This is a genomic window from Alloyangia mangrovi, assembly GCF_002300555.2.
In the GTDB taxonomy this organism is placed as follows: Bacteria; Pseudomonadota; Alphaproteobacteria; order Rhodobacterales; family Rhodobacteraceae; genus Salipiger; species Salipiger mangrovi.
The window spans coordinates 1-21,513 of the sequence record NZ_NTHN02000031.1 but is presented as its reverse complement, the minus strand read 5'-3'; the positions used below and the strand labels follow the sequence as shown (position 1 = coordinate 21,513).

Genomic DNA, 21,513 nt, shown 5'->3' with positions numbered 1-21,513 from the left:
GCGCCTTTTTCATAGGGTCTTCATTCACGGGGGCCCTGTGCGGGGGCACAAGGCCGGGCGCCGGCTCAGTCGTCGTTGGAAATGACGAGCCGCAGGTAGGGCGGACGCTTGCGCTGCGCGTCCTTCGTCGGCGCCCCGCGGAAAGGGGTGGCGCCTTCGGAGAGGCCGCGAAGTGGGTCGGTGGGCTTGAGCGCCGGCTTGTAGACGGGTCGCGGGGCAGGATTGGGATCGTCCGAGAGCGCGGGGCTGCGGATGGCCTCGCCCTGGGCCGGCGCGTGCATCGAGATGCTTTCGATGCGGAACCGGCGCGGTGTGCGACCGATGCGCCCATGGGTCACAAGCGCGCCGATCATGCGGCTCAGATCGCCGAGGTCAGAGCGCAGCGGCAGCAGCAGCATGTCGCCGGTCAGCCGGCCCTTGCCGAAGCCTTCCTCGGCGACGAGATGCAGCCGGATCACCAGCCCGTCGGAGAACAGCTTGCTTACCGCGGCGCCAAGCTGCTCGCGGTCCTCGGGGGCAATGAGAGTCGAGAGCGGCATGCCGCCCATGTCGAGCCCCATGAGCTCGTTGAGGTGGGTGCCGGCAACGCGGACCTTGGCCAGCATCGGCGCGATGCGCTCGCCGAGGAAAGCGTACTCAAGCGCCTCCTCGATGCTGCGCGGGTCGATCTGGCTGCGCAGGGGGACTTGGCCGTCATCGCCCAGCAGACCCCGCCAATAGGCCTCGATCTGCCGCAGGGGGGGCGAGGCGCCGCTCCTGTTCACGCTCCGTCATCGATACCACACCTTCGCCACTGCCACCCAGTCCGAACATCTCGCGTACTCCAATCGTAACATCCGCGCGGCCCGGCTGTATCCCCCGAAACAGTCTTACCCGCATTGAAGACGAAGTTACCTCAAATGCGACCGGTTTTCGCCCCAATTGTGACTGAAGGGTTAACGCTCGCTTTGAGCTGCCGGGTGGACAGCGCGCCGCCGGACGGTTAGGCGGTTGAAAAGCGGGCGGTTGAATTTGCCCGGGGTGGATTTTCGAAAGGGGCTGAAATGCGGCAATCGATGACCGGTTTTGCATCGCGCAGCGGCGAGACGGCGGGGCTGCGCTGGGGCTGGGAGCTGCGCGGGGTCAATGGCAAGGGGCTGGAACTGCGGCTGCGCCTGCCGGACTGGATCGAGGGGCTCGAGCCGCTGGTGCGCAGCGCCGCGCAGAAGGCGCTGACGCGCGGCAACGTGCAGATCTCGCTGCGGGTGCAGGGCGGCGGCGAGGATGGCGCGGCCGAGCTCGACGAGGCGGTGCTGACGCGCATTCTCTCTGCCATGGCTCGGATCGAAGGGGCGGCCGCGGGGCAGGGGCTTGTGCTCTCGCCCTCGACGTCGGCGCAGATCGTCGCCTTGCGGGGCGTGCTGAGCAGCAATGCCACGCCGGCGGATGTCGGACCGCTCCGGGACGATCTGATGGTGGCCTTCGGCGAGGCGCTGGCGGAATTTGGCGAGATGCGCCGCCACGAGGGCGCGGCGCTGGCCGAGATCCTGACCTCGCAACTTGATGAGATCGAGGCGCTGGTCGCGCAGGCCGCGGTGGCAGTCGAGGCGCGCAAGGACGAGCAGTCCGAGCGGCTGCGAACCCAGATCGCGCGCGTCATGGATCCGGCCCATGGCATGGACGAGGCCCGTCTGACACAGGAACTGGCGCTGATCGCGGTGAAATCCGACGTCACCGAGGAACTCGATCGGCTGACGGCCCACATAGGCGCGGCGCGCGAGCTTTTGGCCGCCGAGGGGGCGGTGGGCCGCCGGCTGGACTTCCTGATGCAGGAATTCAACCGCGAGGCGAACACGCTCTGCTCGAAATCCGGCTCCGCCGCCTTGACGCAGATCGGCCTGACCCTCAAGACGGTCATCGACCAGATGCGCGAGCAAGTGCAGAACGTGGAGTAAGACCAACATGAACGGACGGCGCGGCCTCCTGATCATCCTCTCCTCGCCCTCGGGCGCGGGCAAATCGACCTTGGCAAAGCGGCTGCGCGCCTGGGACCCGTCGATCATCTTCTCGGTCTCGGCGACCACCCGCGACGCGCGGCCCGGCGAGGTTGAAGGCGATGACTATCACTTCATGACCGAAGGCGAGTTCAAGAAGGCAGTGTCTCATGGCGACATGCTCGAGCACGCGCATGTCTTCGGCAATTTCTACGGCTCTCCCAAGGGCCCGGTACGTGACGCGATCATCGACGGGCAGGACGTGCTCTTCGACATCGACTGGCAGGGCGCGCAGCAGATCACCAACTCCGAGCTGGGTCTGCACACGCTGTCGATCTTCCTGTTGCCGCCGTCGATCGCCGAGCTGAAGCGCCGTCTCGAGGCGCGTGGCCAGGACGGCGCGGACGTCATCGACCGCCGGATGCAGAAGAGCTGGGACGAGATCTCGCACTGGGGGTCTTATGATTTCGTGCTGGTGAACGAGGATCTCGATCAGACCGAGGCGCAGCTCAAGAGCATCATCACCGCGACACGCCTGCGCCGCACCCAGCAGCCGGGGCTGCTCAACCACGTGCGCGCGCTGCAGGCGGAATTCGAGGAGGGCGATCAATGACCCTCTATGCTCTGGATGGCGTCGCCCCCGAGCTGCACGAGAGCGCCTGGGTGGCGCCGGATGCCAATCTGATCGGCCGGATCGTCCTGGAGGAGGGCAGCTCGGTCTGGTTCGGCTGCACCCTGCGCGGCGACAACGAGGAAATCCGGGTGTGCGCTGGCTCGAACATACAGGAAAACGTCGTGTGCCACACCGACATGGGCTATCCGCTGACCATCGGCGCGGGTTGCACCATCGGCCACAAGGCGATGCTGCACGGCTGCACCATCGGCGAGAACTCCCTGGTCGGCATGGGGGCAACGATCCTCAACGGTGCGAAGATCGGTCGCAATTGCCTGATCGGCGCGGGCGCGCTGATCCCCGAGGGCAAGGAAATCCCCGACGGCAGCCTGGTGATGGGCGTGCCCGGCAAGGTGGTGCGTCAACTCGACGAGGCCGCTATCGAGGGGCTGCGCAAGTCGGCGAAGGGCTACCAGCAAAATGCCCGACGCTTCCGCGCCGGGCTTTCTGCAATCTGACAAGACTGTCGCTGGCCGTCACGCGGTGGCCAGCGCACGCTCCAGCCTGCTGCTGACTTCCTGCTGAAGCCGGCGGGTGAGCAGGGCGGTCGGGATGCCGCGCAGGGCGGGCTTCCGGTTTGGGGCGCGCTGGGTTTCCTGCAGGAACCCGAGGATCTGTTCGGCGTGCTCGCGATTGCGTGCGACCAGCTCGTGACCCTTGACGTTCAGCTTCCAGAAGGCGTCTTCCGGCCAGGAGATGGTGGCGGCCTCGAAGGTCTTGCAGGCCTTGCACCAGACCATCCCGCGCTCGTTCAGCCGATAGCCTTCGCCGGTCTCACCCGGTTGCAGGAATTTCGGCTTGTCGCAGGCGGGTTGTTCCCAGCTGAACTGCTCGGGAAAAAGTTCTTCTACGATGACACGGCCCCAGACGTGGGAGTTCTCCGGAACTTCAGGCAGCCGTACGACACAGGTAAACCGGAAAGGCTCGAAGAACTGAGCAGCCTTGCCGCACTCACTACAGCGTACATCGAGAGGATCGTTCTGCATCTCTATCGACGCTCCTGTGGGTTGTAGGTGCCCCCACCTACACCTTTAGGATGTGTTAACAATTGGGCAAAAAGCAACCCAAATTTTTGCAAACTTCTCCTTACACGAGTGTAAAGCGGGCGACAGTGGACAATGGTAGAAAAATTCAGCCTCTGTCGCCACTTGGGAGGGTGAACCGAGGGATTTGTTGCGGAAAATCGGGTGGTCCCGTGGTTTTGTTCACTGGGTGTGTTGGGCGGAAATTCGCCGAAAATCTCGCTCTTGTCCTGACAGGGGCGGTGTGCAAAGGCTGTGGCCGAAATATGGAGGCCACATGGATACCCGCAAGACGCTCATCCGCCCAATCCCCGTTCCCGGCTCGGTCTCCGCGGCGGTTGTCACGCCGATCATGCCGGCGGTGGTTTACGCTTCTGACAGCCCGGATTCGCTCGACGATCAGTACAATGGCGTCACCTCGGGGTATACCTACGCGCGCGAAGGTCACCCCAATGCCGACATGCTTGCGCAGCGCATCGATGCGCTCGAGGGCATGACCGGCGGCATCGTCATGGGCTCGGGCATGGCCTCGGTCTCGGCGGTCCTTCTCGGGCTGCTCAGCGCCGGCGATCACGTGCTGGGGGCTGACCAGCTTTACGGTCGCTCGCTGCGGATGATGGCCGAGGACCTGCCGCGCATGGGCATCCAGACCTCGCTGGCCGATCCGACCGACATCGCCGCCTTTGCCGCCGCGATCCGCCCCGAGACCAAGCTGGTGCTGATCGAGCTGGTGTCGAACCCGACGCTGCGCATTGCCGATCTCGATGGCATCGCGGCGCTCTGCAAGGAGAAGGGCGTGCTGCTGGCTGTGGACAACACCTTTACCACGCCCGCGGCGATCAAGCCGGTCGAGCGCGGCGCGGACATCGTGATCCACTCTGTGACCAAGCTGCTTGCCGGCCATGCCGACGTGACGCTGGGCTGGGTCGCCGCCAAGGACCCCGAAGTGAACCAGCGCATCCGCGTCTTCGCGGTGACCGCGGGTCTGACCGCCAGCCCCTTCGACTGCTGGCTGGCCGAACGCGGACTCATGACCTTTTCGATGCGCTTCCGCCAGAGCCAGGAGACGGCGCAGCGCCTGTCGGATTTCCTCACCGGAAAGCCCGGCGTGAAGCGGGTGCTCTACCCGGGCCGCGCCGATCACCCCGATGCCGCGCGCGCGCAATCGGTGCTGCGCGGCAACCCCGGCAACATGCTGAGCTTCGAGCTCGAGGGCGGTCGCGCCGCGGCCAATGCCTTCACCGAGGCGGCACAGGGCATCGCCTTTGCCCCGACGCTGGGCGACGTGGGGACCACGCTCTCGCACCCGGCCTCCTCGTCGCACCGTGCACTGACGCCCGAGGGCCGGGCCGCGCTCGGCATCTCCGAAGGCTTCTTCCGCGTGTCGGTCGGCCTCGAGGAGCCCGAGGCCCTGCTCGAGGTCTTCGAGGCCGGGCTCAGGGCCGCGAGCGCGCTCTGATGCATGCCGAGGCGCGCGATCTGATCGCAGCCATGCCTCTCCCGGCGGTGCTCATCCGCTGGGACGAGCGGATCGACGCCGCCAATGCCGAGGCCGTCGCCCTTTTGGGGGATGGTCTCGTGGAACGCCACTTCATCACCGTTCTGCGCCAGCCGGTGCTGCTCGATGCGATTGAGGGCACGCTGCGCGACGGTGCGCCGCGCAAGACACGCTACCTGACAAGCAACGGGCGGCAGGACACGGCCTTCGATGTGTCCTGCCGCGCCGTGGCGCTGTCCAAGGGGCCGGGCGTGCTGCTGACCTTCTCCGACGTGACGCAGATGGAGCAGGCCGGGCAGATGCGCCGCGACTTTGTCGCCAACGTCAGCCATGAGCTGCGCACGCCGCTCACCGCGCTTCTGGGCTTCATCGAGACCCTGCGCGGCCCGGCGCGCGAGGATGCCGCCGCCCGCGAGCGTTTCCTCGAGATCATGGGCAACGAGGCCGGGCGGATGGAGCGCCTTGTCGGCGATCTGCTGTCGCTGAGCCGGCTCGAGGCCGAGGAGCGTGTGCGCCCCACCCAGCCCGTCGATCTGCCCGACCTTCTGAATTCTGTCCTCAGCGGCCTCGCGCCAGTGGCAGCAGAGGCGGGGGTGACGCTGATCCCCGAGCTGCCGGAGGCGCCGCTCGAGATCGCCGGAGACCCGGACCAGCTCCGGCAGGTCTTCGTGAACCTCGTCGAGAACGCGGTGAAATACTCGGGGAAGGGGGCGCAGGTGACATTGCGGCTCTCGGCCCCGGCCTATCACCCCAGGCTGCGCGCCGATGGCGTCGAGGTCGAGGTGATCGACACCGGTCCCGGCTTCGATCCGCTGCACATCCCGCGGCTGACCGAGCGCTTCTACCGCGTCGACAGCCACCGCTCGCGCGAGATGGGCGGCACGGGGCTCGGGCTGGCGATCGTCAAGCACATCGTCAACCGCCACCGTGGCCGGCTGCGCATCGAAAGCACCCCCGGCAAGGGCAGTACCTTCCGGGTGATCCTGCCGCTGCGCGCCGCGCCGCCCCGCGGCGAAGAGGGTTAGGCGGACGGGCTTGCGCCCGGCAGTGCCGCGAGGGCGGCGACGATCGCCTCGGCCGAGGTGTCGCGCCCCAGCGCCCGCGCCACCCAGGCCTCGTGCGCGCCGACCACTTTCAGCGGAAAGCGCGGCAGTCCGAGCGCCCGGGCGATGCAGAACCTGTGGTTGCCGGATCCGGTCTTGATGACCTCGCCGAGGGGGCCGATCACCGCGGTGCTGACATAGCCTCCGGGCTCGACTTCGGCGCGGTAGCCGTCGCGCTCGAGACTGTCGATCAGCGGCAGAACGTATCCGGCGAAAAAATGCATCCACCTCGGCCGCGCTGTGCATCTCGATCTGCTTGTGACGGGCGATGCCCTGTTCGGCGAGCTCACCGAGAAGTTCGCGGCGCCACGCGCTCTGAGCAACGTCGCTCCGGTGCGCGAGGACATCGGCGACCCGCTGGTAGCGCGGGGTCTCGGCAATCGGCTTCGGCGGCGCAAAGACACCGCCGGGAATCACGAAGGGTTCGCGGCGCTTGATCGCCGGCCGGAACAGCGCGACGACCGGCGCGGGCAGGACTTTGGAGAGTTTGCGCAGGCGCCTCTTTCCGACCGGCCATTTACTGCCGCAGGTCATCGCGACGGTCGATGGATCCAGCCAAATCACCGACCGCTCGCCAGCCTTTTGCAAAAAATCACGTTGTGTCAAAGTCATGCAGTCAAAACCCTCGCTGTAAAAAGCGGCGATCCGCAGGCAGAGGCTACACTTCGGGTGGTGTTACGGAGTTAAACTTCGCACCAAAGTGGAGTGCCTCGAGGCTTGAAATGCAGCTTAACGCACGCTGTCATGAAATTGTTACGCAGATGTCACAAAAGCATTGCGCACGACGCCTAGGCACCGCCTCGAGGTCCCCGACCGGGGGGCTGTATCTGACCCAACAGGAGCATTCCTATGCAATCCGTGAAACTCGCCGTTTCGGCACTCGCGCTCGCCGCTGCTTCGGCCACCGCTGCTGCCGCACGTGACAACGTGCAGGTTGCCGGCTCGTCGACCGTGCTGCCCTACGCCTCGATCGTCGCCGAAGCCTTCGGCGAGAACTTCGACTTCCCGACCCCCGTCGTGGAATCGGGCGGCTCCTCGGCTGGCCTGAAGCGCTTCTGCGAAGGCGTTGGCGAGAACACCATCGACATCGCGAACGCCTCGCGCGCGATCAAGGACAAAGAGATCAAGGCCTGCGCCGACGCCGGCGTGACCGACATCATCGAAGTGCGCATCGGCTATGACGGCATCGTCTTCGCCTCGCAGAAGACCGGCCCCGAGTTCACCGCCTTCGAGCCGGCCGACTGGTACAACGCGCTCGCACCGAAAGTCGTGAAAGACGGCGAGCTGGTCGACAACCCCTACACCAAGTGGTCCGAGTTCAACGCCGATCTGCCGGACGTCGAGATCGCGGCCTTTATCCCGGGCACCAAGCACGGCACCCGCGAAGTTTTCGAAGAAAAGGTGCTGGCGGCTGGCTGCGAAGCCACCGGCGCGCTGGAAGCCATGGTCGCTTCGGGCATGTCGGAAGACGACGCCGAAGCCGCCTGCATCTCGGTCCGCACCGACGGCAAGTCGGTCGACATCGATGGCGACTACACCGAGACCCTCGCCCGCATCGACAGCAACTCGAACGGTGTCGGCGTCTTCGGCCTGGCATTCTACGAGAACAACACCGACAAGCTCAAGGTCGCGACCATGTCCGGCGTCGAGCCCTCGACCGAAACCATCGCCGCGGGCGACTACCCGGTGTCGCGTCCGCTGTACTTCTACATCAAGAAGGCCCACATCGGCGTCATCCCCGGCCTGAAGGAGTTCGCCGAGTTCTTCGTCGCCGACGAAATCGCCGGCCCCGATGGCCCGCTCTCCAACTACGGCCTCGTGTCCGACCCCGAGCTGGCCGACACCCAAGCCAAGGTTGCCGACGAAGTGACCATGGGCGAAAGCATGTAATTGGACGCAGGTCCAATGTCCGGAGGGCGGCTTCGTGCTGCCCTCCGTTTTCCTTTTTGGTGAGTGATCACCGGACTAACCTGGGGGCCCGATGCCTGTTCTTTGGCTGATCCTGATCGTCCTCGCGCTGGCCGTCGCGGGCTATGTCGCGGGGCGCGCGCGCGCCATATCCGGCGCCGGAGACGATCGTCGCGCACTGCACTCGCTGCCGAGTTACTACGGCTGGAACGTCGCCATGAAGGTGATGGTGCCGGCCTTTCTTGTGCTGATCGTCTGGCTGATCGCGCAACCCTTCATCGTGAACACCAAGGCCACCAGCCTGCTGCCCGAGAGCGCGATCCCCGAGGGGTCGACCCTCGGCCTCGTCATGTCCGACGTGCGGCGGGTGGCCGATGGCCTCGACCTCTCCGTCGCCCAGGGGCTGCTGAGCGCTGGCGACGCCGCCACGCTCACCGTCGGCGGCTCGGACATCCGCGCCATGCTGGGCTCCGCCGGGGTCGCCGTGGGCACCGAGATCACCCCCGAGGTGCTGGCCGCGGCGCAGAGCTACCGCAGCACCAACGCTACCGGCGACCTGCTGCGCTCGATCGTCGTGATCGGCCTGGGGCTGATCGGCGGCGCGCTGGCGCTGGCCCAAACCAACCCCGACTTCCGCGCCCGCAACGCCGTTGAGCGCGGCATCCGCGCGATCCTCGTCGGTGCCGCCTCGCTCGCCATCCTGACCACCATCGGCATTGTGCTGTCCCTGGTCTTCAACACCATCGAGTTCTTCCGCATCTACCCGGCCTCGGAATTCTTCGGCTCCTTCACCTGGTCGCCGAGCTTCGGCGGCGGCTCGCAGCTCGGCATCTGGCCGCTGCTCTGGGGCACGCTCTACATCTCGCTCATCGCGCTGCTGGTGTCGGTGCCGATCGGCCTGTTTGCCGCCGTCTACCTGTCGGAATACGCCGGGCCGAAGTTCCGTGCCGTGGCCAAGCCCGCGCTGGAGCTGCTGGCCGGCATCCCGACCATCGTCTACGGCCTCTTCGCGCTGCTGACGGTCGGCCCGCTGCTGCTGTCGGTTTTCGGCCGCGACGGGCTCGGGTGGATGCAGGCGGGCACCGCGGTGATGACCGCGGGCCTCGTGATGGGCATCATGCTCATCCCCTTCGTCAGCTCGCTGTCGGATGACATCATCAATGCCGTGCCGCAGTCGCTGCGTGACGGCTCCTACGGGCTTGGCGCCACCAAGTCCGAGACCATCAAGCAGGTGATCCTGCCCGCCGCCCTGCCGGGCATCGTCGGCGCCATCCTGCTCGCTGCCTCGCGCGCCATCGGCGAGACGATGATCGTGGTGATGGGGGCAGGGGCCGCCGCACGGCTCTCGCTCAACCCCTTCGACGCCATGACCACCGTCACCGCCAAGATCGTCAGCCAGCTGACCGGCGACGCGGACTTCGCCTCGCCCGAGGCGCTGGTGGCCTTCGCCCTCGGCATGACGCTCTTCGTCATGACCCTCGGCCTCAACGTCTTCGCGCTCTTCATCGTGCGCAAATACCGGGAGCAGTACGACTGATGACCGACGCGACCTATACCGGCGGCAAGGAGCCCGCCAAGCATGGCCTGCTGACCGTCGATGCGCGCACCAAGAAGCGCAATGCCTCCGAGAAGCGCTTCCGCCTGTACGGACTTGCCGCCATCGGAGCGGGGGTGTTCTTCCTCGTGGTGCTGCTGGGTTCGATCCTTGCTAATGGCATCGGCGCCTTCCAGCAGACCTTCATCGAGGTGCCGGTCTATTTGGAGGAAGCCAAGCTCGACAAGACCGGCAACCGCGACCCGGCGGAGATGGCCAAGGTCTCGACCTTCGGCTACAGCCCGCTGATCCAGAACTCACTGTGGAAGGTCATCGTCGACAGCGGCGCGCAGACCGAGTTCGAGGATGGCGGCGACGTCAAGCAGATGATCTCGGCCTCGGCCGCCGCCAAGGTGCGCGACTGGGTCCTGGCCAACCCCGACCGCGTCGGTGAGACGGTGGACTTCCAGATCCTCGCCTCGAGCCGCGTCGACGGCTACCTCAAGGGCCGTGTCAGCCGCGAGAGCATCGCCCAGGACAAGAACATCGACGCCGCACATCTCGACCTGGTCGACGTGCTGCGCGCCGGGGGCACCATCCACAAGAGCTTCAACTGGGAGTTCATCACCGGCGCCGACGCCTCGGAAAGCCGCGCCGAGCAGGCCGGTCTGGGCGTGTCGATGCTCGGCTCGCTCTTCATGATGATCACCGTGCTGCTGCTGGCCCTGCCGATCGGCGTCGCCGCCTCGATCTACCTCGAGGAATTCGCCCCGACCAACCGCTTCACCGACTTCATCGAGGTGAACATCTCGAACCTCGCCGCGGTGCCCTCGATCGTTTTCGGCATCCTCGGCCTCGCGGCCTTCATCCAATTCGCGCATTTGCCGCAATCCGCGCCTCTGGTAGGCGGCCTGACGCTGACGTTGATGACCCTGCCGACGATCGTGATCTCGACCCGGGCCGCGCTCAAGGCAGTGCCGCCGTCGATCCGCGACGCTGCGCTCGGCGTGGGCGCTTCGAAGATGCAGGCCACCTTTCACCACGTGCTGCCGCTCGCCATGCCCGGCATCCTGACCGGCACCATCATCGGCCTCGCGCAGGCGCTCGGCGAAACCGCGCCGCTGCTGCTGATCGGCATGGTCGGCTATATCGCCACCAACTATCCCGAAGGGGTCTTCTCGGGCTTCCTGTCGCCGAACTCGGCGATGCCCGCGCAGATCTACGAATGGGCCAAGCGCGCCGATCCGGCCTATTACGAGCGGGCCTGGGGCGGGATCATCGTCCTGCTGCTGTTCCTGCTCGCCATGAACCTGATTGCCATCGTGCTGCGCCGCAAGTTCGAGCGCCGCTGGTAAGGTATAAGGAGACTTACGATGTACGACTCGCCATTGAGGAAGACCGAAGTGGACACCAACGCAAGCAAGATCTCCGCCCGTGACGTGCAGGTCTATTACGGCGACACCCACGCCATCAAGGACGTCAACGTCGAGATCCTCGACAAGACGGTGACCGCCTTCATCGGCCCGTCGGGCTGCGGCAAGTCCACCTTCCTGCGCACGCTGAACCGGATGAACGACACGATCGACATCTGCCGCGTCGAGGGACTCATCGAGCTCGACGGCGAGGACATCTACGACAAGCGCGTCGACCCGGTGCAGCTGCGCGCCAAGGTCGGCATGGTGTTCCAGAAGCCGAATCCGTTCCCGAAATCGATCTACGACAATGTCGCCTATGGGCCGCGCATCCACGGCCTCGCCCGCAACAAGGCCGAGCTCGACGAGATCGTCGAAAAGGCGCTGCGTCGCGGCGCCATCTGGAACGAGGTGAAGGACCGTCTCGACGCGCCCGGCACCGGGCTTTCGGGCGGCCAGCAGCAGCGTCTCTGCATCGCCCGCGCCGTGGCCACCGAGCCCGAGGTGCTGCTGATGGACGAGCCCTGCTCGGCGCTCGACCCGATCGCGACGTCGCAGGTCGAGGAGCTGATCGACGAGCTGCGCGAGAACTACTCGGTGGTGATCGTCACCCACTCGATGCAACAGGCGGCCCGCGTCAGCCAGAAGACCGCCTTCTTCCACCTCGGCAACCTCGTGGAATACGGCGACACCAGCCAGATCTTCACCAACCCCGTGGACCCGCGCACGGAATCCTACATCACCGGACGGATCGGATAAGTCATGACCGACGAGCTGAAAAAACACATCGCCTCGGCCTTCGACCGCGATCTCGAGGCCATCCAGGCGCAAATCCTCAAGATGGGTGGGCTGGTCGAGGCGGCGATCCACGATGCGGCGCTCTCGCTCGAGACCCGCGACGAGGAGCTGGCGGACAAGGTCCGCGCCGGGGACAAGGCGATCGACGCGCTGGAAGAGTTGTTGAACGAAGAGGCCGCCCGGGTCATCGCCCTGCGCGCCCCGACCGCGCGCGACCTGCGCGTGGTGCTCTCGGTCATGCGCATGGCCTCGAACCTCGAGCGCATCGGCGATCTGTCGAAGAACATGGCCAAGCGGACCGCGGTGCTCTCGCAGCTGGCGCAGATCGACGGGTCGGCCACCGCACTCCGCCGCATGTCTCGCGATGTCGAGCTCATGCTCAAGGACGCGCTCGATGCCTACATCCGCCGCGACGAGGCGCTGGCGCATGACGTGATCGAGCGCGACCGCGACGTCGACCAGATGTACAACACGCTGTTCCGCGAGTTCCTGACCTTCATGCTCGAGGACCCGCGCAACATCACCTCCTGCATGCACCTGCATTTCATCGCCAAGAACGTCGAGCGGATGGGCGATCATGTCACCGCCATCGCCGAGCAGGTAATCTTCCTTGCCACCGGCCAGATGCCCAAGGAGGACCGGATCAAGGAAGACCGCACCTCTTCCGACCCGGCGCTCAGCTCCGGCGCGGATCTGGGGTAAGTCATGGCTGCAGATCAACCGACCGTGCTGGTCGTCGAGGACGAGCCGGCGCAGCGCGAAGTGCTGCGCTACAACCTCGAGGCCGAGGGCTTCCGCGTCGCCGCTGCCGGCAACGGCGAAGAGGCGCTGGTGCTGCTCGACGAGGAAAATCCCGATGTGGTCGTGCTCGACTGGATGCTGCCGAACCTCTCGGGCATCGAGGTCTGCCGGCAGATCAAGACCCGTTCCGACACGCGGGGTCTGCCGGTGATCATGCTCTCGGCCCGCTCCGAGGAGGTGGACCGGATCCGGGGCCTCGACACCGGCGCCGACGATTACGTGGTCAAGCCCTACAGCCTGCGCGAGCTGATGGCGCGGGTGAAGGCGCAACTGCGCCGGGCGCGCCCTTCGGCCGTCGGGCTGCGGCTCGAGTTCGAGGACATCGTGCTCGATTCCGAGACCCACCGCGTCACCCGCGGCGGGCAGGAGCTGAAGCTAGGCCCGACCGAGTTCCGCCTGCTGTCGACCTTCATGGAAAAGCCGGGCCGCGTCTGGTCGCGCGAGCAGCTGCTCGACCGGGTCTGGGGGCGCGACATCTACGTCGACACGCGCACCGTCGACGTGCACATCGGTCGGTTGCGCAAGGCGCTCGGCGCCCATGGTGGCGAGGATCCGCTGCGCACCGTTCGCGGCGCTGGCTACGCGCTCGGCTGAACCCTCGAGAAGGGCGGCCAGTAAGGCCGCCCTTCTTAACGTCCATGCCCGGATTTCTTCTAGGCAAAAATATCCCGGGGGAGACCGCCGCAGGCGGTCGGGGGCAGAGCCCCCTCAGCACCGCCCCTCAGCCCGCGCTGCCGGTATCCACCTCGACCTCCACCGAGAAGCCCGGCCGCAGCGCCGCCGCATCCTGTCCCGGGTCGATCGAGATCCGCACCGGCAGCCGCTGCGCGATCTTGGTGAAGTTGCCGGTGGCGTTCGAGCCTGCCAGCAGGCTGAACTCCGAGGCAGCGGCTGGAGAAAACCCCTGCACGTGGCCCTGGAAGGCGCGCCCGCCTAGGGCATCGACGGTGAAGCGCACCGGCTGGTCGGTGCGGATGCCGGCCAGTGCCGTCTCCTTGAGGTTGGCGATGACCCAGAGATCAGTGCCCACATGGCTGACCAGCGTGGTGCCCGCGGTCACATATTGGCCGACGTGCGCCGAGACCTGCCCGAGCCGCCCATCGGCAGGCGCACGCACCTCGGTGTGGTCGAGGTCGATCTTCGCCAGCTCCACCGCCGCTTCGGCGCTGGTCACCTCGGCCTTGCGCGCCGCGATCTGCAGCCGGGCGCTGGCGGTGGCCTCGCGGCTGACCTGCAGCTGCGCCTCGGCCTGGCGCACCGCCGCCTGCGCCTGGCGCAGCGCGAGGTCGGTCTGGTCGGCGCTCGACTGCGAGGTCACACCGCGGTCGCGCAGCTTGGTCATCCGCTCGGCGTCGGTTCCGGCGGTCTGTAGCGTCGATTGCGCCGAGGCCAGCGCGGCCTCGGAGGCGTGCTCGGTGGCAACGGCGGAGTTCACGCTCTGCTCGGCCACGTCCACGGCGGCCTTTGCGGCTGCGCGGCTGGCGGTGGCCTGTGCGAGCTTCTGGCGATAGATCGCCGGGTCGATGCGGGCGACGAGATCGCCCTGGCGGACCTCCTGGAAATCGCTCACCGCGACCTCCGAGAGATAGCCCGAGAGCTGCGGCGCGAGCTGGGTGACCTTGCCGCGCAGGTAGGCGTTCTCGGTCGAGGGGTGCGCCGCGGAAAACGGCGGCAGGTGCCAGGCAAAGAGCAGCAGCAGCACGCCAGCGCCGCCGATGGCCGTGGCGATGAGGGTCGGGAGGGAGAGGAGTTTCTTCATGTGTCTTGCTCGGGAGGGTCAGGAGGTCTGCGGCAGCGGCTCGGGGCGGCCAATGCGCGCCGCCAGCCAGTCGCGGAAGAGGTGGAGCCCCAATGCGCAGAGGGAGAGAAGCGCGACGAGGCCGGTGAGGAAATAGGCGTCGTTATAGGCCATGACGGTGGCCTGCTGCGACGCGGTGGAGGCAAGCTGCGCCACCGCCTGTGCCTTCAGCTGCGCGCTGTCGGAGATCTGCGGCGCGAGCTGTTGCATGTTTGCGGCGATGGTCCGGGTGGTGATCGGATCCGCGCTGGTCAGATCCTCGCGCAGCACCTGCAGGTGAAAGGCCTGCCGCGCGTTGATCACCGTGCGGAACAGCCCCGAGCCGAGGATGCCGCCGGCGCTCTGTGTCACCAGGAAGACGATGACAAAGGACAGCAGGTAGTTCGGCCCCTTGCTGAGCGCGGCGATCAGCCCCTTCATCATCGCCGGGGCCATGAAGAGCATCGAGGCGAAGGCAATCAGCGCCTGGCTCACCATCATCTGCTCGGGCCGGGTCTGCAGCGTGGAGCCGCTGTCCATAAAGGCGCCGAGGGCAATGAGCGCCAGCGCCACGGCGTGATAGGCCGGCTCGCGCCCCGGTGTCATCCAGGCGATGCAGGCCAGCGCGCCGAAGAGGGTGGCAAGGCAGATCACCGTGAAGAGGCCGGTCAACTGCGCATTTGCCAGCCCCAGCGCCTGGAACATCCCCGGCGCGCCGCTGCTCTGTTCCGAGAGCAGCAGGCGGAACAGGAAGAGCGTGAACGCAAGGTGCAGCATCGCCGGGCTCAGCAGCCAGCGGATGTCGATCAGCGGCGCCTCGCGGTGCAACTCGATCACCACGGCGGCGGTGAGCGCGGCCAGCGAGGCGGCGAGGAGCAGCCCAAGCCAGCCAAGGTCGGTCCACCAGTGGATCGGCCCGAGGATGAAGCCGGTCACCAGCCCGCCAAGGCCAAAGGCAATCAGCCCGAAGCTGAGCAGGTCAGTGCGCTGAATCACCTTGGCATGCGGCGTCGCGGTCAGCGGTAGCAGGTAGACCAACATCAGGCAGATCATCGACAGGCCCAGGGTGGTCAGGTGGATACCGGTGAGCCCGCCGTCGCCGATCAACAGCGGCGAGACGATGCGCGCCAGGGAAGCGCCGGAAGTGAGCAGCACCAGCGCCACCGGCAGCCCGAGCCGCAGCTTCCACTGCTGCGCCAGCGGCTCGAGAATGTAGAGGAAGGCGAGCGTCGAGAGCGGCGCCGCGGCCACGCCCGAGAGGAACTGCAGCACGACCGCCGAGCGCAGGTCGTCGACCCAGACCGAGGCCAAGGCGACGAGCACATAGGCGACGATGCCGATCTCGGCGAAGCGCCGCAGCCCATACTGCGTGCGCAGCTTGATCAGCAGGATGGTCAGCGAGGCGCGGGGAATCATGTAGGCGGCCATCAGCCAGCTCGCCTGGGCGGTGGTGATCCCGAGGTCTCCGGCGATCTGCGGCATGTTGGCCGAGATGAAGCCCTGGCCGAGCCCCTGGGTGAGCCCCAGCATCACCGAGGCCAGCACATAGGGCAGGGCGCGCGCCAGCGGCAGGCCGGGGGCGGGAGGCGGCGTCTTCGGCGCTTCGGACGGCGCCGCGGCGGGAGGCGTCTGGTCGGCGTTTTCGGTCATTCGGAGGTCAGCTTCGTCGCGTTGAGCGCGATGCGCTCGAGGGTGCGTTGCGCGGCCTGCTGGTCTTCGGGCGGGATGCCCTCCATCAGGTCGGCGCGGACGCGTTCGAGAAAACAGGTGATCCTGCTCGAGCGGGCCTTCGCGGTGAGATGCAGCGCGCGCTTGCGGGCGTCGCCGTCGAGCGCCCGGCGTTCGATGAAGCCGGTCGCCTCCAGCGCGTCTATCTGGCGTTTCAGCGCCGGCGCCTCGATGCCGAGCGCGCAGGCGAGCTCTGCCTGGGTCGCGCCCTCGCGGCGCGCCAGTTCCGAGACCACCCGGGCGCGGGACAGCGTCAGCCCCACCGCTTGCGCGCTGGCGTCATAATGCGTGCGGATCTCTCGCATGGCCTCGAGCAGCGCCTCGAGCAGGCGGGTCGGGGTTTCGGACGGTGTCTGTGGATCGTGCATGGCGCTCTGAATCACGTTGCTTATCTTGCGAATTACTTATCAGGGTAAGTAAATCTCGCAAGCGGGCCTCACGAGGGAGTGACCCCGCGTCAGACGCCAGCGGATGCGCCGGTTTGGGGGCTCTGCCCCCGCGAGGTCCTGCGGCCCTCGCCCCCCGGGATATTTTCGCCTAAGAGAAAGCGCGCCGGTCTGGTCCAGGGGAAAACATCCCCGCCGGAGGCATCTGTGGCCGCGGGGCCAAGTGCCGCTTGAGGGAAAGGCGCGACTGCGGGCTTGCGTCCCCGCGCAAAACGGCCTATAGGCGCGCCCACGAGAACGCCGCAGGCGGGGTCGGGCCTTTGGGGGAGACATCCTCAAGCGTCCACCGGTTGTCCGAGAGGATGAGCCCCCGCTGAGGATTTATGAAACCGGAAAGGATAACGGACATGGCTCTTCCCGAGTTCACCATGCGCCAGCTGCTTGAAGCAGGCGTGCACTTCGGCCACCAGACGCAGCGCTGGAACCCCCGTATGGGCGAGTTCATCTACGGTGCGCGCAACGGCATCCACATCATGGATCTCACCCAGACCGTCCCGATGCTGGACGCTGCTCTGAAAGCGATCCGCGACACCGTCGCCAAGGGCGGATCGGTGCTCTTCGTCGGCACCAAGCGCCAGGCGCAGCAGCCGATCGCCGAAGCTGCTGAAAAGTGCGCACAGTTCTACATGAACCACCGCTGGCTGGGCGGCACGCTCACCAACTGGCAGACCGTTTCGCAGTCGATCCAGCGTCTCAAGACCATCGACGAGCGCATGGACGCCGGTGCAGAAGGCCTCACCAAGAAAGAGCGCCTGGGCATGGAACGCGACCAGACGAAGCTTCAGGCATCGCTCGGCGGCATCCGCGAAATGGGCGGCCTGCCCGACATGCTCTTCGTCATCGACGTGAAGAAAGAAGCGCTGGCCGTGGCCGAAGCCAACAAGCTGGGCATCCCGGTTGTCGCCATCGTCGACACCAACTGCTCGCCCGACGGCGTCGACTACATCATCCCCGGCAACGATGACGCGGCCCGCGCCATCTCGCTCTACTGCGACCTCGTCGCCCGCGCAGCCCTGGACGGCATGACCGGCCAGATGGAAGCCGCTGGCGTTGACCTCGGTGCCCTCGAAGACGCGCCGGCAGAAGAGCTGCTCGCCGAAGCAAACGCCGGCAAGTAAGCCGGTTGCGTCCGCCGCGCGTCGCGGGGCGGACGCAAAGGTCGCTCTTGCGACAGGGGCTGCACCGGCGCATCGGCGCCCAGATGTGCACTGTCGCGAAAGCGTCACGAAGTCATGACAGGAGCGGGTGGCCCGGGGCAGGGCCGCCCCACCGCATTTGAGATGAGGAGAGCCGAGATGGCGATCACTGCTGCACAGGTGAAAGAACTGCGCGAGATGACCGGCGCAGGCATGATGGATGCCAAGAAGGCGCTGACCGAGACCGACGGCGACATGGAAGCCGCCATCGACTGGCTGCGCACCAAGGGCCTCGCGAAAGCTGCCAAGAAGTCCGGCCGGACCGCCGCTGAAGGCCTCGTCGCCGTCCGCGTCGAAGGTGGCGTGGGCGTTGCCGTCGAGGTGAACGCCGAGACCGACTTCGTTGCCAAGAACGCCGAATTCCAGGCCATGGTGAACGACATCGCCGGCGCTGCCCTGACCGTGGACAGCGTGGAAGCGCTGAACGACGCCGCGATCGAAGGCAAGAAGGTGTCGGACGTCATCACCGACAAGATCGCCAAGATCGGCGAGAACATGACCCTGCGCCGGATGGCGAAGATCGAAGGCGAAGTCGTCTCGACCTACGTTCACAACGCCGCCGCAGCGGGCCTCGGCCAGATCGGTGTGCTGGTTGCCATGACCGGCGGCACCGAAGACTTCGGCCGCCAGGTTGCGATGCACATCGCCGCCTCGAACCCGGCGTCGCTGAACGAAGCCGAGCTGGATCCGTCGATCGTCGAGAAAGAGCGCCAGGTTCAGATCGACATCGCGCGCGAGTCGGGCAAGCCGGACGCCGTGATCGAGAAGATGATCGTCGGCCGCATGAACAAGTTCCTCGCCGAAATCACCCTGCTGGGCCAGCCTTTCGTGGTGAACCCCGACCTGACCGTCGAGCAGGCGGCCAAGGAAGCCGGCGCCACCATCACCGGTTTCATCCGCCTGCAGGTGGGTGAAGGCATCGAGAAGGTGGAAGAGGATTTTGCGGCAGAGGTGGCCAAGGCCGCTCAGGGCTGATCGCCCTCCGCATCCTGAACGTGAAAGGGGCGCCTTCGGGTGCCCCTTTTTCCTTTTGCGGTGCGGGAAGTCTTGCAGGGTCCAAACGGTCACGGAGCCGCCCCGGGGGACGGCTCCGCTACCTGTTTTGGCCGGCACCCCAAAACATTTGGGGATGAGGCAGGGGTGCCGAAGCAGGCGTGCCAAGCCGCACCCGAACGGAAATTGTCCGGAGGCGAGTCGGCTCCGGTGAAGACCGGGAAACTGGCAGAGCCTCGAAATCGCGAGGAGTGGCAGTCTCGAGTTCCATGGCCAAAGCCACCACTCACGGAACAAGAGGAGTGTGCAACGTCCATTGACGAAGGGGAAGGGGCCGAAGCGGCGGATGTACGATTTACATCGATATCCGGAAGAATTCCCGCCACATATTCGCAATTCTGGAATATCCAGTTCAGCAAAGCAACATCTGTGGCCGTTTCCAACAACCTGAACGGTCATTGTTTCGCCATGCGATTCGAAATCGCCACAAAGTTAACTCGCTTCCCTCTATATACCGCGCGTGAACATTTCACTAATTAATGTCGCCTTGGCGACAGGTTGAGCCGTATTTTCGAAATCGCATGTGTCTTTTTCGCGACGCGGATGCCTTGCATGCGCGCTTTGCGCCGTACCACGGCTGGCGCAATGTCCTGCATCGCCGTCGTTGTGACCCACAGATGGCATGTTGCGTTGGCGGAGGTCATCGCGACCTCGGCCGAAAGGCAGGGCAGGGTGGCCGCTCCCTCGGAGCGGGGCGCGACGCCGTGGGCCATGGTCGGTGCCGGGACAAGCTGACGCCCCGGCGGAGTCTTCTAGCGCTCGAGGTGCGAGACCATTGCATCCATCGCCAGCGTGTAGCCGCGCGGGCCGAAGCCGCAGATCACGCCGAGCGCGACCTTGGCGATGTAGCTCACATGGCGAAACTCCTCGCGGGCGTGGACGTTCGACAGGTGCAGCTCGATCGTCGGCACTTCGGCCGAGCTTATCGCGTCCATCAGCGCGACCGAGGTATGGGTATAGGCGCCAGCGTTGAGGATGATGCCGTCCTTGGTGCCGCGCGCCGCGTGGATCGCATCGATCAGCGCGCCTTCGTGGTTGCTCTGTGAGAAGTCCAGCGCGACGCCGAGGTCCTCGGCATGGGCGCGGCACATGGCCTCGACGTCGGCGATCGTGGTGCGGCCGTAGACTTCGGGCTGGCGCAGGCCAAGCAGGTTGAGGTTGGGGCCATTGAGGATAAGCAGCGAATGCATTGGAAAGTCTCCAGATCGTTCGTGCCCAGTTAGCTCAGGGGCGACCGGCTTGTCCAGAAAGCCCGCTCATCTAGGCCCGTGCGGCCGGTGCCGGCGCAGCAGGACGCCTGCGGCAAGCGCAATGGCGAGAGCGGCGAGGAGCATGGTGATGTCGCTCGACAGCTCGGAAATCTGCGGAATGAAGGGCGCGAAGCTGGCGCCGAGCGCCATGTAGCCCGACGACCAGACGATCTCTCCGGCGAGATCGGCGACAAGAAATCGCGGCCAGGAGAGCCCGCCGGCGCCGGCCACGACGTTCATCGCCGGACCGAGCGGCGCGATCAGCCAGCGGGTCAGGAAGACCGCCACGGGGCCGCGGGTTTCAAGCAAGGTCAGCGCGCGTGCGATGGTCGGATCCTGTCGCCGGGCAAGCTGCGGGCCGAAGAGCCGGCCAATCAAGAAGCCGAGCTGGTCTCCGACGAGCGCGGCACAGAGCACGGTGAGCATCGTGGCGAGCGCCGGCAACTCGCCGGCCGCAGCAAGGGTTCCGGCAACCAGCACCATCAGCGAGCCCGGCAGCATCGGCACGCCCAGAGATGCGAGCATCACCGTGCTCGCAAGGATCGGCAGCCCGAGCTCCGGCAGCAAGGCCAGCACGGTATCGCTGAAACTGCTTTCGGCGAGGATCATTTCTTCTGCGCCTCGATGAGCGCCGAGACCTCGGACAGCAACGCCGTGATCGGCTCGCCACGCTGGTCAGCGATCTCCTCCAGACTGCGCGGCTCTCCGGGCTGCGGCGTGAGGCCAAGCGCCGGGCCGAGGCTGTGTTGCGGCAGATGGTGCGAGCGCTCGAGATAGCCGAGCGTCATCCACGCCTCGGGCGTCACGTTGCGATGCGCGGGATCGGCCCAGTAGAGCGCATGCCGCACGGTGCGCACGCCGACAACCGTCGCGGCAACGAGCGCGAGGATGATGACGGTGACCAGGACTCGGCGGACGGCTTTTCTCGGGTGCATCATGCGCGCAGGATGCGAAGACTTTGGCGCGCAGTCAAAGAGATATCAACAGGACTTCGCGGTCCGTCGAATGGATTAAGTTACATAATCATGATTATAGGATGACAGCATGTAAGCGGGTAAATTCACAAACGAAGCACAAATTCTGTGTTAAAACAGTAGTTTGCATGGAGAATGTGGGATGGGTCGTTGTTACCTTCAGCTGAGTTTCGAGGAACGGATCAAGATTGCCAAGTGGCGTGAGGCCAAGATGCCGATCCCAGAGTTCGCGGATCGCCTTGGCCGCGCCCCCTCGACCATCTACCGCGATCTGAAGCGCAATCACTTCGACGGCGGTTTCGAAGAAAGGTCGCGCCGAGCAGGTCTACCGACATCTCCCCGAGCATCGCAGACGCCGCAGACCGCG

At 66.1% G+C, this 21,513-nt stretch carries 23 protein-coding genes and 1 pseudogene; 15 read left to right on the top strand and 9 right to left on the bottom strand.

Annotated features, from left to right (window positions below):
- Window positions 1-65: 65 nt before the first annotated feature.
- A complete protein-coding gene (locus CLG85_RS16475; RefSeq protein ID WP_260349627.1) occupies window positions 66-764 on the bottom strand; it encodes a PAS domain-containing protein in 699 nt (232 codons plus the stop codon).
- A gap of 291 nt (window positions 765-1,055) precedes the next feature.
- Here CLG85_RS16475 and CLG85_RS16470 point away from each other — a divergent pair, with 291 nt between their 5' ends.
- The 3 genes from CLG85_RS16470 to CLG85_RS16460 are packed head-to-tail and all read left to right on the top strand — an operon-like array spanning window position 1,056 to window position 3,104.
- Window positions 1,056-1,934: a YicC/YloC family endoribonuclease gene (locus CLG85_RS16470; RefSeq protein ID WP_235865389.1), complete on the top strand. Its 879-nt coding sequence runs from the start codon at window positions 1,056-1,058 to the stop codon at window positions 1,932-1,934.
- A gap of 7 nt (window positions 1,935-1,941) precedes the next feature.
- Window positions 1,942-2,586 carry a guanylate kinase gene (gene gmk, locus CLG85_RS16465; RefSeq protein ID WP_095882240.1) on the top strand — a complete coding sequence of 215 codons (645 nt, stop codon included), beginning with the start codon at window positions 1,942-1,944 and terminating at the stop codon, window positions 2,584-2,586.
- Complete coding sequence (locus CLG85_RS16460) at window positions 2,583-3,104, top strand: gamma carbonic anhydrase family protein (protein ID WP_095882241.1); 522 nt, start codon at window positions 2,583-2,585, stop codon at window positions 3,102-3,104. Before gmk ends, CLG85_RS16460 begins: the two co-directional genes overlap by 4 nt.
- A gap of 18 nt (window positions 3,105-3,122) precedes the next feature.
- Here the strand turns inward: CLG85_RS16460 and CLG85_RS16455 are convergent, their stop codons facing one another.
- On the bottom strand, window positions 3,123-3,632 hold the full coding sequence (locus CLG85_RS16455) for a hypothetical protein (protein WP_224847160.1): 510 nt from the start codon (window positions 3,630-3,632) through the stop codon (window positions 3,123-3,125).
- A 313-nt stretch (window positions 3,633-3,945) separates the two neighbouring features.
- Between CLG85_RS16455 and CLG85_RS16450 the strand changes: the two genes are divergently transcribed.
- Window positions 3,946-5,127: a trans-sulfuration enzyme family protein gene (locus tag CLG85_RS16450; protein ID WP_095882242.1), complete on the top strand. Its 1,182-nt coding sequence runs from the start codon at window positions 3,946-3,948 to the stop codon at window positions 5,125-5,127.
- Window positions 5,127-6,191 (top strand): ATP-binding protein, encoded by a 1,065-nt coding sequence (locus CLG85_RS16445; RefSeq protein WP_260349624.1) that lies wholly within the window; start codon window positions 5,127-5,129, stop codon window positions 6,189-6,191. The genes CLG85_RS16450 and CLG85_RS16445 overlap by 1 nt, the downstream gene beginning before the upstream one ends.
- On the opposite strand, the gene CLG85_RS16440 is transcribed toward CLG85_RS16445, so the two are convergent.
- Window positions 6,188-6,493, bottom strand: a complete 306-nt coding sequence (locus CLG85_RS16440) for a hypothetical protein (RefSeq protein ID WP_260349622.1) — start codon at window positions 6,491-6,493, stop codon at window positions 6,188-6,190. The genes CLG85_RS16445 and CLG85_RS16440 overlap by 4 nt on opposite strands.
- A 16-nt stretch (window positions 6,494-6,509) precedes the next feature.
- Between CLG85_RS16440 and CLG85_RS16435 the strand changes: the two genes are divergently transcribed.
- The 7 genes from CLG85_RS16435 to phoB all read left to right on the top strand — a co-directional run bounded on the left by CLG85_RS16435 (window position 6,510) and on the right by phoB (window position 13,316).
- The gene (locus tag CLG85_RS16435) at window positions 6,510-6,956 is read left to right on the top strand and encodes a hypothetical protein (protein ID WP_260349620.1); all 447 of its coding nucleotides are present in this window, start codon (window positions 6,510-6,512) and stop codon (window positions 6,954-6,956) included.
- 162 nt (window positions 6,957-7,118) lie between these two features.
- Complete coding sequence (locus CLG85_RS16430; protein ID WP_095883747.1) at window positions 7,119-8,159, top strand: substrate-binding domain-containing protein; 1,041 nt, start codon at window positions 7,119-7,121, stop codon at window positions 8,157-8,159.
- Window positions 8,160-8,250: 91 nt separating this feature from the next.
- Window positions 8,251-9,714, top strand: coding sequence for a phosphate ABC transporter permease subunit PstC (gene pstC / locus CLG85_RS16425; protein WP_095883748.1), 1,464 nt, complete (start codon window positions 8,251-8,253; stop codon window positions 9,712-9,714).
- Window positions 9,714-11,066, top strand: a complete 1,353-nt coding sequence (gene pstA / locus CLG85_RS16420) for a phosphate ABC transporter permease PstA (protein WP_095883749.1) — start codon at window positions 9,714-9,716, stop codon at window positions 11,064-11,066. The genes pstC and pstA overlap by 1 nt, the downstream gene beginning before the upstream one ends.
- Window positions 11,067-11,084: 18 nt before the next feature.
- A complete protein-coding gene (gene pstB, locus CLG85_RS16415) occupies window positions 11,085-11,882 on the top strand; it encodes a phosphate ABC transporter ATP-binding protein PstB (protein ID WP_095883750.1) in 798 nt (265 codons plus the stop codon).
- A gap of 3 nt (window positions 11,883-11,885) precedes the next feature.
- Entirely contained in the window at window positions 11,886-12,623 is a 738-nt protein-coding gene (phoU, locus tag CLG85_RS16410) for a phosphate signaling complex protein PhoU (RefSeq protein WP_095883751.1), read from the top strand.
- A 3-nt stretch (window positions 12,624-12,626) separates the two neighbouring features.
- On the top strand, window positions 12,627-13,316 hold the full coding sequence (gene phoB, locus CLG85_RS16405; protein ID WP_095883752.1) for a phosphate regulon transcriptional regulator PhoB: 690 nt from the start codon (window positions 12,627-12,629) through the stop codon (window positions 13,314-13,316).
- A gap of 127 nt (window positions 13,317-13,443) precedes the next feature.
- Here phoB and CLG85_RS16400 read toward each other — a convergent pair whose 3' ends face one another.
- Genes CLG85_RS16400 through CLG85_RS16390 form a run of 3 tightly spaced genes read right to left on the bottom strand, consistent with a single transcriptional unit; the run spans window position 13,444 to window position 16,610 of the window.
- Window positions 13,444-14,481 carry an HlyD family secretion protein gene (locus CLG85_RS16400; protein WP_224847172.1) on the bottom strand — a complete coding sequence of 346 codons (1,038 nt, stop codon included), beginning with the start codon at window positions 14,479-14,481 and terminating at the stop codon, window positions 13,444-13,446.
- 18 nt (window positions 14,482-14,499) lie between these two features.
- Entirely contained in the window at window positions 14,500-16,149 is a 1,650-nt protein-coding gene (locus CLG85_RS16395) for an efflux MFS transporter permease (protein WP_176476650.1), read from the bottom strand.
- Window positions 16,146-16,610 carry a MarR family winged helix-turn-helix transcriptional regulator gene (locus CLG85_RS16390; protein WP_224847175.1) on the bottom strand — a complete coding sequence of 155 codons (465 nt, stop codon included), beginning with the start codon at window positions 16,608-16,610 and terminating at the stop codon, window positions 16,146-16,148. The genes CLG85_RS16395 and CLG85_RS16390 overlap by 4 nt, the downstream gene beginning before the upstream one ends.
- Before the next feature lie 410 nt (window positions 16,611-17,020).
- Here CLG85_RS16390 and rpsB point away from each other — a divergent pair, with 410 nt between their 5' ends.
- Window positions 17,021-17,791 (top strand): 30S ribosomal protein S2, encoded by a 771-nt coding sequence (gene rpsB, locus CLG85_RS16385; RefSeq protein WP_095883204.1) that lies wholly within the window; start codon window positions 17,021-17,023, stop codon window positions 17,789-17,791.
- A 177-nt stretch (window positions 17,792-17,968) separates the two neighbouring features.
- Window positions 17,969-18,844 (top strand): translation elongation factor Ts, encoded by an 876-nt coding sequence (gene tsf / locus CLG85_RS16380; protein WP_095883205.1) that lies wholly within the window; start codon window positions 17,969-17,971, stop codon window positions 18,842-18,844.
- Between the two features lie 830 nt (window positions 18,845-19,674).
- On the opposite strand, the gene aroQ is transcribed toward tsf, so the two are convergent.
- From aroQ to CLG85_RS16365, 3 genes are all read right to left on the bottom strand, one after another.
- Entirely contained in the window at window positions 19,675-20,112 is a 438-nt protein-coding gene (gene aroQ, locus CLG85_RS16375) for a type II 3-dehydroquinate dehydratase (RefSeq protein ID WP_095883207.1), read from the bottom strand.
- Between the two features lie 66 nt (window positions 20,113-20,178).
- Complete coding sequence (locus tag CLG85_RS16370) at window positions 20,179-20,781, bottom strand: DedA family protein (protein ID WP_095883208.1); 603 nt, start codon at window positions 20,779-20,781, stop codon at window positions 20,179-20,181.
- Window positions 20,778-21,110, bottom strand: a complete 333-nt coding sequence (locus CLG85_RS16365; protein ID WP_095883209.1) for a hypothetical protein — start codon at window positions 21,108-21,110, stop codon at window positions 20,778-20,780. Before CLG85_RS16365 ends, CLG85_RS16370 begins: the two co-directional genes overlap by 4 nt.
- 178 nt (window positions 21,111-21,288) lie before the next feature.
- Between CLG85_RS16365 and CLG85_RS16360 the strand changes: the two are divergent.
- A pseudogene (locus tag CLG85_RS16360) lies at window positions 21,289-21,513 on the top strand (helix-turn-helix domain-containing protein); the annotation flags it as partial.

What these genes read in the sequence shown, in the direction of transcription:
- CLG85_RS16470 (WP_235865389.1), top strand. Translation starts at nt 1,056, where the DNA reads ATGACCGGTTTTGCATCGCGCAGCGGCGAGACGGCGGGGCTGCGCTGG.
- gmk (WP_095882240.1), top strand. Translation starts at nt 1,942, where the DNA reads ATGAACGGACGGCGCGGCCTCCTGATCATCCTCTCCTCGCCCTCGGGC.
- CLG85_RS16460 (WP_095882241.1), top strand. Translation starts at nt 2,583, where the DNA reads ATGACCCTCTATGCTCTGGATGGCGTCGCCCCCGAGCTGCACGAGAGC.
- CLG85_RS16455 (WP_224847160.1), bottom strand. Translation starts at nt 3,632, where the DNA reads ATGCAGAACGATCCTCTCGATGTACGCTGTAGTGAGTGCGGCAAGGCT.
- CLG85_RS16450 (WP_095882242.1), top strand. Translation starts at nt 3,946, where the DNA reads ATGGATACCCGCAAGACGCTCATCCGCCCAATCCCCGTTCCCGGCTCG.
- CLG85_RS16445 (WP_260349624.1), top strand. Translation starts at nt 5,127, where the DNA reads ATGCATGCCGAGGCGCGCGATCTGATCGCAGCCATGCCTCTCCCGGCG.
- CLG85_RS16440 (WP_260349622.1), bottom strand. Translation starts at nt 6,493, where the DNA reads ATGCATTTTTTCGCCGGATACGTTCTGCCGCTGATCGACAGTCTCGAG.
- CLG85_RS16430 (WP_095883747.1), top strand. Translation starts at nt 7,119, where the DNA reads ATGCAATCCGTGAAACTCGCCGTTTCGGCACTCGCGCTCGCCGCTGCT.
- pstC (WP_095883748.1), top strand. Translation starts at nt 8,251, where the DNA reads ATGCCTGTTCTTTGGCTGATCCTGATCGTCCTCGCGCTGGCCGTCGCG.
- pstA (WP_095883749.1), top strand. Translation starts at nt 9,714, where the DNA reads ATGACCGACGCGACCTATACCGGCGGCAAGGAGCCCGCCAAGCATGGC.
- pstB (WP_095883750.1), top strand. Translation starts at nt 11,085, where the DNA reads ATGTACGACTCGCCATTGAGGAAGACCGAAGTGGACACCAACGCAAGC.
- phoU (WP_095883751.1), top strand. Translation starts at nt 11,886, where the DNA reads ATGACCGACGAGCTGAAAAAACACATCGCCTCGGCCTTCGACCGCGAT.
- phoB (WP_095883752.1), top strand. Translation starts at nt 12,627, where the DNA reads ATGGCTGCAGATCAACCGACCGTGCTGGTCGTCGAGGACGAGCCGGCG.
- CLG85_RS16400 (WP_224847172.1), bottom strand. Translation starts at nt 14,481, where the DNA reads ATGAAGAAACTCCTCTCCCTCCCGACCCTCATCGCCACGGCCATCGGC.
- CLG85_RS16395 (WP_176476650.1), bottom strand. Translation starts at nt 16,149, where the DNA reads ATGACCGAAAACGCCGACCAGACGCCTCCCGCCGCGGCGCCGTCCGAA.
- rpsB (WP_095883204.1), top strand. Translation starts at nt 17,021, where the DNA reads ATGGCTCTTCCCGAGTTCACCATGCGCCAGCTGCTTGAAGCAGGCGTG.
- tsf (WP_095883205.1), top strand. Translation starts at nt 17,969, where the DNA reads ATGGCGATCACTGCTGCACAGGTGAAAGAACTGCGCGAGATGACCGGC.
- aroQ (WP_095883207.1), bottom strand. Translation starts at nt 20,112, where the DNA reads ATGCATTCGCTGCTTATCCTCAATGGCCCCAACCTCAACCTGCTTGGC.
- CLG85_RS16370 (WP_095883208.1), bottom strand. Translation starts at nt 20,781, where the DNA reads ATGATCCTCGCCGAAAGCAGTTTCAGCGATACCGTGCTGGCCTTGCTG.
- CLG85_RS16365 (WP_095883209.1), bottom strand. Translation starts at nt 21,110, where the DNA reads ATGATGCACCCGAGAAAAGCCGTCCGCCGAGTCCTGGTCACCGTCATC.